We start from the raw sequence: 12,432 nt of genomic DNA on the forward strand, positions 1-12,432 counted from the left end.
TGTGTGGAAAAGTTGAGTTTATCTATTTCCAGCACTAAAATTGTGAATGTTAACTTTGTGGATAATTAATTCATCCACATCCAGACTATGAAATATACGCAAGCGACATTAGATAAAATTGAAGCGATACTTGATGCGGCGGAATATGTGCTACGTTATGAGCGGGGCAATTTTCAAAGTGGATATTGCATTTTGGAACAAAAGAAAGTAGTTGTACTAAATAAATTTCTGCAGCTCGAAGGGCGTATCAATACGCTTATTGATCTGATTCCGCAATTAAAACTCAATCCCGATACGTTTGCATCTGATGTACGTAAAACGTATGAAGATGTATTGGAGAGGCATGCTTTGGCGAATACGAAAGAGGAGTAATGTTCAGGCTTTTTTTATGTGCTCTGCATTCCGGTGATTTTATTGCCAATTGTCAGTTGCTGATTGACTGATGGTTTTCCTTTTGTCTTGTTTCCTTGCCTTGTAACTTGCATCTTGTTTCTTCTTATTTTTACCGCGTGAGCTATCCTTCATTAACCATTACTTTTTTAGGAACCGGTACAAGCGCCGGTGTACCGATGATTGCCTGTGAATGCCCGGTTTGTACTTCGCCCGATAAAAAAGATAACCGGCTTCGTTCGAGCATTATGGTACAATCAGAAAAAACCACGCTGGTGGTAGATTCAGGCCCCGACTTTAGGTACCAGATGTTACGGGCAGGCGTTAAACACCTTGATGCCATCATTTTTACCCATGCACATAAAGACCATGTAGCCGGACTGGATGATGTGCGGGCCTTTAATTTTTTTTCGCAACAACCCATGAACGTATATGCCAGCGATATGACGCAGGAAGTGATCATTCGCGAATTTCCCTATGCGTTCTATGAATCGAAATATCCCGGGGTACCCGATATACAGCTGAACACCATTGCACTGGAACCGTTTATGGCAGGCGATATTCCGGTTACTCCCATACTGGTTTGGCATTTAAAAATGCCTGTACTGGGTTTTCGTTTTGGCAGGTTTACTTATATTACCGATGCCAATCGCATCGAGGATAGTGAAAAGGAAAAAATAAAGGGAAGTGATGTAATGGTGCTGAATGCCCTTCGGAAAGAAATACATATTTCTCATTTTTCGCTCGAAGAAAGTGTTGCAATAGCCAAAGAATTAAAAATTCCTCAGAGTTATTTTACGCATATAAGTCATCAGTTAGGCAGGCATGCCGATGTTGATGCCGAGCTGCCCGATGGAGTGAATCTGGCGTATGATGGATTGGTGATTAAGGTGTGATCGTAAAACGTACGTTTTACGTTTGCCGATTGTCGACTGCCGTTTCACGTTTCCCATACTTAAATATCATCTCATACAACTCTCCCGGTTTAAATGGCTTGGCCAGGTAATCTGTCATCCCAAATTCGCGGGTCCTGTGAACGATGTCGGGCGAGGCAGAGGCGGTTAATGCAATAATAGGAATAGCTTCGTTAAAATTCCTGATGTGCTGTGTGGCATTGTATCCATCCATAACCGGCATTTGCAGGTCCATCAGTATAATATCATAATCAGTTTCGCGCGTTTTACTCACTGCCACCGCGCCGTTTTCGGCAATATCTACAGCACCATTCCAGTTGGTGATCATTTTGCGGGCCACCATAATATTAAATTCAACATCTTCGACCAATAGAATTTTAATGCCCGATAAATCACTTGTGCCCGCTGCTACCTGCTTTTGAATTTCTGATTTGCCTTTTTTGAAAGTAATGGTAAAATGAAATACCGAACCACGGCCCTGTTCGCTATTCACATAGATATCACTGTTATGCAGCGCGATCAATCGTTTAACAATAGCCAGGCCTAATCCCGATCCGCCAAACTCGTGTGCAATGTTATGATCGGCCTGTGTAAAGCGATCGAAGATCAGGTTTTGTTTTTCTTTTTCAATGCCTATGCCTGTATCTGATACAGAAAAGAAAACGGTTACGCTGTCGTTCTGTATTCTTTTTAACACCAACTGAATGGTTATATCCCCGTTGCGGGTAAATTTAACGGCATTTGAAACCAGGTTGTGCAATACCTGTCCTAACCGGCCTTCATCGCCCAAAACAAATTCAGGCAGGGAAGGATCGGTTTTCAGGCTGATGGTATTTCCTCTTTCGGCTGCCCGTATCTGGTATGCCGTTTTAATATTTTCGGCAAGTTGCTGCAATGCTACATTCTTTTCGGCCAATACAATTTTGCCTTCCTCAATTTTACCAAAATCAAGAATATCGTTGATTAGCCGTAGCAGGTTTTCGGCCGAAATATTCAGCGCTTTCAGATTCTCGAGCTGACAGGGCAATAATTTATCCTGCAGCAACAGGTGAGCGATGCCTATAATAGCATTTAATGGTGTACGTATTTCATGGCTCATTACCGATAGAAAATCGCTTTTTGCGCGTGCTCCATCTTCGGCCTGTTCTTTGGCGCGTATCAGTTCGGCTTCGGTTTCTTTTCTTTTTTGAACCTGTTTTTCGAGATAAGCTATAATGGTTATCAGTTCAGTATCTTCTTTATCAATGATCAGCGCAGCATTGGGGTCAAGCGATATAATAGCATCCTTTAACTTTTTTACCGACTGAATATAAATGTTATTCCTGCTTTGCAGATTGTGCAGCACATCCTGGTATTCTTTTTCACTGATCAAAAAAGCATGTTCGGTTAGCTGATGATCGCTCTCGAAATTTTTATACGATGTATCGACCAGCTTCAACAACTGCTGAATGTTGGGGTCATTCAGTTGTTCGGCCGATAGCGTTTTTTGAATTTGTTTTTCGAGTGTTTTATGCATGGGGTATGCGATTATAATTCTGTAAATGTGGTAATGGTCATTGTTTGGTTATGCAAACCACAATGACTTTTAGCATTGAAAGGAGATATTTCTCCATACGAATAAAAACCTGTGGTACAGGTTGTCTTACCCAAAATTTCATTTACAGCATGTACTTCTTCTTCGGTTCTGTCGCGTAATATCAGCTTGCGGCCAATACAACTGATCAATATAGCCAGTTCGGGTTTTGTATTTAAAGTAGAAACTGTATCGCGGGCTGCTATGGTAAAACCGTCGATCAGGTTATTAAAAGTGGCCCTCATCAACCTTACCTTACTGCCCGATGGCATGTTGCCGGCGAACACCATATGGCGATCTTGTTCATTGAGACTTAAAATTGTGCGTACCACAGCTACATCGTTTCCCGGTTCTTTGATGCTTAAAGGGAACAGCATGGCCGAGGCGGGTAATTCTTTATTATATGAGCCAAGGTATTCTTTATACAGATCGAAGGCATTTTTGCCGTCTATTTCGTACAATATATTTTTATCAGACCGGGTAATAGTTCGTTCAGGCCCAAACGCTTCCCAACCGCCGAATAATCCATGGCCTACTTTTAGTTGCTTACCATAAAAACCAATTGCTACTATAACGCCTTCGGCTGGTATCAGGTTAAGTCCAACATAGGTTTTTGAAAACCGGGCGCCATCGCCTGCCAGTCCACCGGTTACGGGTATTTGTTTATGATTGGTTTCATTAAAGCCGGCTACCAGTTCGCTGCCATTAATATAGGTACCGTCAGATATGATGAAAGCGGCATTCAGATCGTTTTGCTGAAGCTGTTGCATCAGGTACTGTCCGGCTTCGTAACTGTTTTTATGATTCTTTATGTTTGTTTCAGCGCAATGAATAATTGTGTTGTCGAACTGAATGGCCGTAACCACCACGCTGTTATCGCACACATCGTTCTGAATAATTTCGCCTGATGTAGAACATAAGATGATATGGGCTTCGGGATAACTTCTTTCAAGATGATTAAAAACAGAAGTATCCGTTACAAGTGAAGGTTCTCCAAATGCTAAAACAAGCTGACATTGCATCCGGTCAAAATCATCGGTATGCATGTAAATTTTCCAGCACTTATCGAGGTACTGTAGTTGTTGAATTTTCATACGGGTATTGTTTTGAGGGCAGATAAGGTTAACTATATAACGCATATTAAATCAAATACTTATATTTAAGCTTTAAAAATTAAGTGTTTTTGTTTACCAGGGTGGTTATTTCTTAATAAATATCAATTTATACCCCGGTAAAAGGCGATGATCAGCAGTAGCACCCAATAGAAAATTGACGTAGCTCAATCTTTTTTATGAACAGCAACTGGAAAGATTATTTCTCTTTTACCAAAAAAGAACGCACCGGTATTTTTATGCTGGTAGCCCTGATAGGAATTGCAGTAATCATCCCTTACTTTTTCCCACCTGTTGAAGGGCCCGATCAGGCAACGATCGATGCTTTCAATGCGCAAAAATTGCAGCTTGAAAAACTACAGCAGAACAGCAGCCGAAAATCGTATGGTGAACAACGTAATAAATACACGCAGGTGCATTATAAGCCTGAAAATGATCAACAGGCTGTAACCCTTTTCCGTTTTGATCCCAATACGGTGAATGCAGCGGGTTGGAAAGAACTGGGTGTAAACAACCGCACTATTCACACCATTCAAAACTATATTGCCAGAGGCGGACGGTTTCGCAAACCTGTTGACCTTCAGAAAATATATGGATTGAAAAAAGAGGATTACGGGCGTTTGCTGCCATATGTACAAATAGCGGTGGATACAGCAGCTCGTTTTCATTACAGCAAAGGTAGAAATGAAAAGTATGTAAAGACGCCGCCACCGGTAGTTGACATTAATATGGCCGATACAACGGCATTGATTGCCTTGCCCGGTATTGGCAGCAAACTGGCTACCCGTATTGTAAGTTTTCGCGAAAAGCTCGGTGGTTTTTATTCGGTTGAGCAGCTGGGCGAAACCTATGGATTGCCCGATTCAACGTTTCAATTGATCAGACCCCGGTTGCAGTGTTCTTCAATTGCCATTCGAAAAATAAATATAAATACGGCCGATGCAAATACCTTAAAACAACATCCATATATAAGATGGAATATAGCCAATGCCATCATTCAGTTCAGGCAGCAACATGGCAATTATCGTTCGCCCAACGATTTGCAACAGATTGTTCTGATTTCTCCGGAATTGTTTCAGAAAATTGTGGGATATGTGACAGTGGAGTAGAGGAAAAAGTTTTCAAAATATTTACTAACGTCTGTTAGTATTCCGAAAAAACTCCTATCTTGCAGTGACCTTTAACGATTCTTGCAGAACTTTTTATTATGAATTTACAGACCTCTGAGCTAACAGATCAGGTTGCTCAAACGACTCGTGATTTTGCTCACCAGCATATTAAACCTTACGTGATGGACTGGGACGAATCCCAGGAGTTTCCAATTCATGTATTTAAGGAGATGGGTAAATTAGGATTAATGGGCGTACTGGTGCCCGAAGAATATGGCGGCGCCGGTTTGTCGTATTTTGAATATGTTGCTGTTATACAGGAAGTTGCCAAAGTATGTGGTTCCATTGGACTTAGCCTGGCTGCACACAATTCATTATGCACAGGTCACATTCTGCACTTTGCCAATGAAACCCAAAAGAAAAAATACCTGCCTAAGCTGGCTACTGCCGAATGGCTGGGCGCCTGGGGGTTAACCGAACCCAATACAGGGAGCGATGCCGGCAATATGAAAACTACTGCCGTAAAAGATGGCGATCACTGGATTTTGAACGGCACCAAGTGCTGGATCACGCATGGCAAAAGCGCCGATGTGGCGGTTGTAATTGCGCGTACGGGCGAACCACGTGCTAAAAACAATGCCACTGCATTTGTAGTTGAACGGGGTACAGAAGGTTTCAGGGCAGGTAAAAAAGAAAATAAGCTGGGCATGCGTGCCAGTGAAACAACTGAAATGATTTTCGATAACTGCCGCATACCCGATGCCAATCGTTTGGGCGAATATGGCGATGGATTTAAGCAATCGCTGAAAGTGCTTGATGGCGGAAGGATCTCGATTGCGGCACTGGCACTGGGCATTGCAAAGGGAGCATACGAAGCATCGATACAATATTCCAAAGAACGTTATCAGTTCGATCAGCCGATTTCCAATTTTCAGGGCATTTCGTTTAAGCTCGCCGATATGGCTACCGAAATTGCCGCTGCTGAATTGCTGACTTTACAGGCCTGCGATTTAAAAATGCGCGGACAAACAATGAGTAAGGAAGCGGCCATGGCAAAATATTATGCCAGTGAAGTAGCAGTAAAAGTAGCCAACGATGCCGTACAAATATTCGGCGGATACGGATATACAAAAGATTTTCCGGTTGAAAAATATTATCGCGATAGTAAATTATGCACCATTGGCGAAGGCACATCTGAAATTCAAAAAATAGTCATTGCCAGAGAGGTGTTACGAGCTTAAGTGACGAATACTGCTCAAGGTTGCTTGTCATGACAGGGGCTCTGCTTAATGGCGGGGCCTTTTTCTTTTAATTATTCCCCGGTATTATTTAAGTACTTATGTAATGCGAAAATCGGTTATGGGTATATTTTAGGCAGAAGAACGCTTTTGCAATAAATTTATATCATGAACAAAGAGGTCGGATATATTATGCAGGGCTTCTTACTAATGATGGTGTTGGTGGGAGGCATTGCTTTTATTCGATTTTTGATATCAATGCCATCTTATTCTGCTCCTCAAACTGTTTCTGTTGATACATCCTCTTCCAATACATTGGTTATATTGATAAATCAAAAAGGAAAAGAACTTTTTCAAAATAACTGCGCGTCATGCCATAGCTTATTTAAAGATCTGACAGGTCCGTCTTTGGTTGGTGTTGAAGAAAGAGTGCCCGACAAAAAGCTTTTGTATGCCTGGATACGCAATAGCTCAGCAGTTTTAAAAACGGGCGATAAATATTTTAATGATCTGGTTGTTAAATTGGGCAATGTTCGAATGTCAACCTTCCCTAACCTCAGTGATGACGATATAACGGCCATCCTTGAATATATCAGGCAAGCCAGCGCATTAAAAAAATTACCTGTTGCCGATGCACGTACCCATTAAGGCAATTATCAACACTACGGCATTATATCATCGTCATCATCCTTCGGGCCATACTTATCGAACAGTTTATCAATGGCGCCACCGAAAATGGGGAACTTATCTTTTGCAAAATTTTTTATGATTTCAATGGCCTTGTAAGCCTGTTGCTCTGTTAAACCTTCTGCCATCAGTTGTTTAATCAGTTCCTGCATATACTTTGTGAAGTTATGTGATTGAGATTAGTAGAATAAAAAACGCCAGCACCGGGCCTGACGTTTTTTTATTTTTTTCGAACCTGCCTGCCGGCAGATAAATTTTAATGTTAAACCATCCCTGCACTCCTTTAGGGGATGGGGCATGGAGGTTATGCTACTTTCAGCAAACTCATCTTGCTCTTGTCGAAATTCTTTTGAGCATACTCCAGGTTCAAATGGAAAACGGTTTGCTTTGAAGAAGGCAATTCAAACATGGCGTCGGTTAAAATGCTTTCGCATATACTGCGTAAACCGCGTGCGCCCAGTTTGTATTCAACTGCTTTATCAACCATAAAGTTCAATACATCCTCATCCATAGTCAGTTGAATGCCTTCCAGTTCAAACAATTTGCGGTATTGTTTTATCAGCGCATTTTTGGGTTCTGTTAAAATGGAACGAAGGGTAGCTTTATCAAGCGGATTCAAATGGGTTACAACAGGCAAACGGCCGAGTAACTCAGGAATTAATCCAAATGATTTAAGGTCGGTGGCATTAATGTACTGCAGCAGATTTTTCTTCATATGCTCCTGCAACTCTTTATTTACATTAAAGCCAATGGCATTGGTATTCACCCGGCGGGCAATTACTTTATCAATACCATCGAATGCACCACCGCAAATGAACAATATATTTTGTGTGTTGATCTTTATCAGTTTTTGCTCAGGGTGTTTACGGCCGCCCTGCGGAGGAACCAGTACGTCGGTGCCTTCGAGCAGTTTCAGCAAACCCTGTTGAACACCTTCACCGCTAACATCGCGGGTGATAGAAGGGTTATCGCCTTTGCGGGCAATTTTATCAATTTCATCGATGTAAACGATGCCTCTTTCGGCAGCGGCAACATCGTAGTTACAAACCTGTAATAAACGGGTTAAAATGCTTTCAACATCTTCGCCCACGTAACCGGCTTCGGTAAATACGGTGGCATCAACTATAGCGAATGGCACATTCAGCAAACGGGCAATGGTTTTGGCCAGCAGGGTTTTTCCCGTACCGGTTTCACCCACCATTACGATATTGCTTTTTTCGATATCAACTTCGTTGTCGCCTGGTTTTTGCTGAAGGCGTTTGTAGTGATTGTAAACGGCTACGGCCAGTACTTTTTTAGCTTCGTCCTGCCCAATTACGTATTCGTCGAGAAAACGTTTGACTTCAATGGGTTTTTTAACGTTCAGCTTGAAAGAAGTAGATGGCGGTGTGCTTTCATGACGGATCATCAGCTCCTGTTCGATAATCTCCCGCGCATGCTCAACGCAATTTTCACAAATATGTCCTTCCTGCCCCGCTATTAGAATCTTTACTTCATCGCGGCTGCGTCCGCAAAAAGAACAATGTAATGTAGTTTTAGCCATGTTTGTATAAAATCGCTTACAAAGGTATCTAAATGAAAGTCCAAATCCCAATTAAAAATCCCAAACTCCTCAATTGAAATATTATTATACGGAATTTGGGACTTTTAATGGTTTACCTGTACTTATAACTTTTCAACTACCTGATCTACAATTCCGTATTCAACAGCTTCTTTTGCATCCATCCAGTAGTCGCGATCGAAATCTTTCATGATCTGCTCAAATTTCTTTCCACAGTTTTCGGCCAGTATGCGGGCACCCATTTCCTTGGTCTTTTTGGTTTGCTTTGCCTGAATTTCAAGATCGGCACTTACACCCTGCATATATCCGCCGAGACTGGGCTGATGTATCATTACTTCGCCATGAGGGAAGATATAGCGTTTGCCTTTGGCGCCGGCGCTTAATAAAATTGAACCCATAGATGCTGCCAGTCCCATGCACACGGTGCTAACCGGACTTTTTAACATGCGCATAGTATCATAAATAACCATGCCACTGGTAACAACACCACCGGGACTATTGATGAAAAATTTAATTTCTTCACCGGGTTTATCGGCATCTAACAATAACAAACGGGTTACAATATCTTTTGCCGATTTATCTTCTACAACGCCCCACAGGTACACGGTTCTTTTTTCAAAAAAGAACTTTTCCATTTTCTTGGCCAACACCCCAAACTCTGGTTTTTCTTCTTTGCCGTTTTCTTTTGGTTCATCTTCATCATCCATTCTGAATGGCTGAAACAAGTGATTTGAATATATCTGCATGATAATTTTATTTGAAGGTTCTATATAATGAATTGTTCAAGGGCTGCCCGCACTGAACGTCCTTTGCGTAGTCGACATCCTGAGCGCAGTCGAAGGATGCTCCCTTCGATCCTGAGCGCCCTGAGCTTTGTCGAAGGATCAGTGTTTAAATTTCTTTCTTCTCTTTGCGTGGATTGATCAGCAGCACTTCATCTACCAATCCGTATTCCTTAGCCTCTTCTGAAGTTAACCAGTAATCACGGTCGCAATCTTTTTCAACCTGTTTAACTGTTTTACCGGTATGAACCGAAATAGCATCGTACAGGTTCTTTTTAATTTTTTTGATCTCAGCTACGGTGATCTCGATATCACTGGCCTGGCCGCCGATGGCGCCGCTGGGTTGGTGCATCATAACCCGGCTGTGCTTTAAAGCGGTACGTTTTCCTTTTGTACCTGCGCATAACAATACAGCAGCCATAGAAGCAGCCATACCTATGCAAATGGTACTTACATCGGGAGTGATATAATTCATGGTGTCGTACACGCCCAAACCCGAGTAAACATTACCGCCGGGTGAATTGATGTACATCTGTATGTCGCGCGTACGATCGGTGCTTTCCAGGAACAATAACTGGGCGGTAATAATGTTTGCCACTTCGTCATTGATGGGGTAGCCCATGAAGATAATTCGATCCATCATCAAACGGCTGTAAACGTCCATGACAGCAATATTCATCGGACGTTCTTCAATAATATTGGGAGTGAGGTCCGTAATCTGATGTTTTTGGTAACTGTACAGGGTATTGCTTGAAATACCTCTGTGGTGTACCGCGTATTTTTCAAAGTCTTTTCCAAGATTCATAGTACTTTTCTGTTATTTGAGTTGGCAATTTAAGTTTTTGTGAGAAACCAAATACCGTGCTACATAAAAAAACAGCCATTTTGGCCTAATATCCTCATAAACAAGCCCTTTTAAGCTGCAATACAGGCAGGCGATAGGCCCTGAAAGGGGCTTTTTTTACCATTTGCGGCAGTCTAACAGGCACTCCTATGTAAAAATTGCCGATCGGCAAAAAGGAGCTCCCATGTGATTGATGCTCAAAAGTTTTGTGTGCCATGGATAATTTTTTAGGCTATCAACAGATAAAAACACAATTTTGTTGATGCCTGCGTGAATAAACGAACTAACAATCGTTTGTAGTTGAAATTGTTAAACCCGGGGTTAGTCCACCTGTTCGGTAGAAAAAATATTTTGATATCAATCTTTCTGTAGTATCTTTGTTCTACAATTTGAGTAGACTTATTTATGTCTCATTCCTTCACTATAGAAATCATGTACATCTACTGTTGCAACAAGCGTTGTTGTTGTTGCTGTTGTTGATACTCAAATGCCAGCAGTTTTTCAGCCCTCTTTGCTTCCAAGGTTTTTTACGAATGAATGAAATAAACATATGAGTGTAACGCTAAAGTCATACTTGTCAGATTTAACCCACCAATCGGATAGACTAAACATCAGGGAATTTATTGAATTACTCACAAAGCAGTTTCCCGGTCAGGTTACTTTTTCAACCAGCTTTAGTTATGAAGATCAGGTAATAGCACATGAAATTTTAAGCAATAAGTTGCCGGTAAACATTTTTACTTTAGATACCGGAAGATTATTTGCCGAAACCTATTCGGTGTGGAATAATACCAACGAAAAATACAACACGCACATTGCTGCTTACTACCCCGACTACCGCCTGCTCGAAGAATTTGTTGCCGATAAAGGTCCCAATGCTTTTTATGAATCGGTCGAAAACCGCAAGCAATGTTGCTTTATTCGCAAGGTTGAGCCTTTAAAAAGGGCATTGGCAGGAAATGCCGTGTGGATCACAGGTTTGCGCGCCGAACATTCGCCCGACCGGCAAAATCTGAGTGTAGTGGAATGGGACGAAACCAACCAGGTTATTAAATACAATCCCATTTTGCACTGGACCACAGAACAGGTAAAGAATTATATCAACGACAATAATGTGCCTTATAACATTTTACATGATAAAGGGTTTGTGAGTATCGGTTGTGCACCATGCACCCGCGCTGTTCGCCCCGGTGAAGATTTCAGAGCCGGCCGCTGGTGGTGGGAAGACGCATCGAAAAAAGAATGCGGTTTGCATGTTCATCAATAATTATTTAAAGAATTCCTGAAAACAGAAATATGAGTAAGTATAGATTAGATTATTTGGATCATCTGGAGTCGGAAGCTATTCACATCTTTCGCGAAGTAGCCGGACAATTTGAAAGGCCTGCGTTATTATTCTCTGGCGGTAAAGATTCTATTACACTGGTGCATCTGGCATTAAAAGCTTTTCGCCCCGGTAAATTTCCTTTTCCGTTAGTGCATATCGATACAGGACACAACTTTCCCGAAGCATTGCAGTTTCGTGATGACCTGGCAAAAGAGATTGGTGAAAAATTAATCGTGCGCAACGTAGAAGATACCATTAAAGCAAAGCATTTAACCGAGCCCAAAGGCAAATTTGCCAGCCGCAATGCTTTACAAACCTATACTTTACTCGATACTATTGAAGAATTTAAGTTCGATGCCTGCATAGGTGGCGCCCGTCGCGATGAAGAAAAGGCAAGAGCCAAAGAACGCATCTTTTCGGTGCGTGATGAATTTGGTCAGTGGGACCCCAAGCTGCAACGCCCCGAATTATGGAACACTTATAATGGCAAAATTCATAAAGGCGAGAATGTGCGCGTGTTCCCCATAAGTAACTGGACGGAACTGGATATATGGAATTATATCCGCCGCGAAAAAATTGCACTGCCGTCGATTTATTTTTCGCACGAACGCGATGTAATTGATCATGAAGGACAACTGGTAGCTGTAAGCGAATTTATTAAACTCGACGCTACAGATACTGTGTTGAAAAAGAAAGTGCGTTATCGTACAGTAGGCGATATGACCTGTACTGCAGCAGTTGAATCGCTTGCTTCGGGTATCGATGATATCATTAGCGAAATAACCGCTACTAAAACCAGCGAACGTGGCGAAACCCGTATCGATGATAAGGTATCGGAAGCAGCGATGGAAGACAGAAAGAAAAACGGCTACTTTTAAAAATTTCTGATTTAGCG

At 41.8% G+C, this 12,432-nt stretch carries 13 protein-coding genes; 7 read left to right on the forward strand and 6 right to left on the reverse strand.

Features of this window, described 5'->3' with window-relative positions; genetic code table 11:
• Window positions 1–87 precede the first annotated feature (87 nt).
• Together AC59IL_RS18445 and AC59IL_RS18450 are read left to right on the forward strand one after the other, a co-directional pair.
• Window positions 88–372 carry a hypothetical protein gene (locus tag AC59IL_RS18445; RefSeq protein ID WP_496553653.1) on the forward strand — a complete coding sequence of 95 codons (285 nt, stop codon included), beginning with the start codon at window positions 88–90 and terminating at the stop codon, window positions 370–372.
• Between the two features lie 137 nt (window positions 373–509).
• Complete coding sequence (locus AC59IL_RS18450) at window positions 510–1,286, forward strand: MBL fold metallo-hydrolase (protein WP_496553654.1); 777 nt, start codon at window positions 510–512, stop codon at window positions 1,284–1,286.
• A 16-nt stretch (window positions 1,287–1,302) separates the two neighbouring features.
• Here AC59IL_RS18450 and AC59IL_RS18455 read toward each other — a convergent pair whose 3' ends face one another.
• Together AC59IL_RS18455 and AC59IL_RS18460 are read right to left on the reverse strand one after the other, a co-directional pair.
• Window positions 1,303–2,820, reverse strand: a complete 1,518-nt coding sequence (locus tag AC59IL_RS18455) for an ATP-binding protein (protein WP_496553655.1) — start codon at window positions 2,818–2,820, stop codon at window positions 1,303–1,305.
• An 11-nt stretch (window positions 2,821–2,831) separates the two neighbouring features.
• The gene (locus AC59IL_RS18460) at window positions 2,832–3,971 is read right to left on the reverse strand and encodes an FIST signal transduction protein (RefSeq protein WP_496553656.1); all 1,140 of its coding nucleotides are present in this window, start codon (window positions 3,969–3,971) and stop codon (window positions 2,832–2,834) included.
• Between the two features lie 197 nt (window positions 3,972–4,168).
• On the opposite strand from AC59IL_RS18460, the gene AC59IL_RS18465 reads away from it, so the two are divergent.
• The 3 genes from AC59IL_RS18465 (at window position 4,169) to AC59IL_RS18475 (ending at window position 6,984) form a co-directional block, all read left to right on the forward strand.
• Window positions 4,169–5,098 carry a ComEA family DNA-binding protein gene (locus AC59IL_RS18465; protein WP_496553657.1) on the forward strand — a complete coding sequence of 310 codons (930 nt, stop codon included), beginning with the start codon at window positions 4,169–4,171 and terminating at the stop codon, window positions 5,096–5,098.
• A gap of 98 nt (window positions 5,099–5,196) precedes the next feature.
• Window positions 5,197–6,339 carry an acyl-CoA dehydrogenase gene (locus AC59IL_RS18470; protein ID WP_496553658.1) on the forward strand — a complete coding sequence of 381 codons (1,143 nt, stop codon included), beginning with the start codon at window positions 5,197–5,199 and terminating at the stop codon, window positions 6,337–6,339.
• Window positions 6,340–6,504: 165 nt separating this feature from the next.
• Window positions 6,505–6,984, forward strand: a complete 480-nt coding sequence (locus tag AC59IL_RS18475; protein ID WP_496553659.1) for a c-type cytochrome — start codon at window positions 6,505–6,507, stop codon at window positions 6,982–6,984.
• A gap of 14 nt (window positions 6,985–6,998) precedes the next feature.
• Here the strand turns inward: AC59IL_RS18475 and AC59IL_RS18480 are convergent, their stop codons facing one another.
• From AC59IL_RS18480 to AC59IL_RS18495, 4 genes are all read right to left on the reverse strand, one after another.
• Window positions 6,999–7,175 carry a hypothetical protein gene (locus tag AC59IL_RS18480; RefSeq protein WP_496553660.1) on the reverse strand — a complete coding sequence of 59 codons (177 nt, stop codon included), beginning with the start codon at window positions 7,173–7,175 and terminating at the stop codon, window positions 6,999–7,001.
• Between the two features lie 152 nt (window positions 7,176–7,327).
• Window positions 7,328–8,566, reverse strand: a complete 1,239-nt coding sequence (gene clpX / locus AC59IL_RS18485; protein ID WP_496553661.1) for an ATP-dependent Clp protease ATP-binding subunit ClpX — start codon at window positions 8,564–8,566, stop codon at window positions 7,328–7,330.
• A 122-nt stretch (window positions 8,567–8,688) separates the two neighbouring features.
• Window positions 8,689–9,330, reverse strand: coding sequence for a ClpP family protease (locus AC59IL_RS18490; protein WP_496553662.1), 642 nt, complete (start codon window positions 9,328–9,330; stop codon window positions 8,689–8,691).
• 145 nt (window positions 9,331–9,475) lie between these two features.
• Window positions 9,476–10,171, reverse strand: a complete 696-nt coding sequence (locus tag AC59IL_RS18495; protein ID WP_496553663.1) for a ClpP family protease — start codon at window positions 10,169–10,171, stop codon at window positions 9,476–9,478.
• A 589-nt stretch (window positions 10,172–10,760) separates the two neighbouring features.
• Between AC59IL_RS18495 and AC59IL_RS18500 the strand changes: the two genes are divergently transcribed.
• Entirely contained in the window at window positions 10,761–11,477 is a 717-nt protein-coding gene (locus tag AC59IL_RS18500) for a phosphoadenylyl-sulfate reductase (RefSeq protein WP_496553664.1), read from the forward strand.
• Window positions 11,478–11,506: 29 nt separating this feature from the next.
• Complete coding sequence (cysD, locus tag AC59IL_RS18505; RefSeq protein ID WP_496553665.1) at window positions 11,507–12,415, forward strand: sulfate adenylyltransferase subunit CysD; 909 nt, start codon at window positions 11,507–11,509, stop codon at window positions 12,413–12,415.
• Window positions 12,416–12,432 lie beyond the last annotated feature (17 nt).

This window comes from Niastella sp. sgz303648, assembly GCF_059587045.1.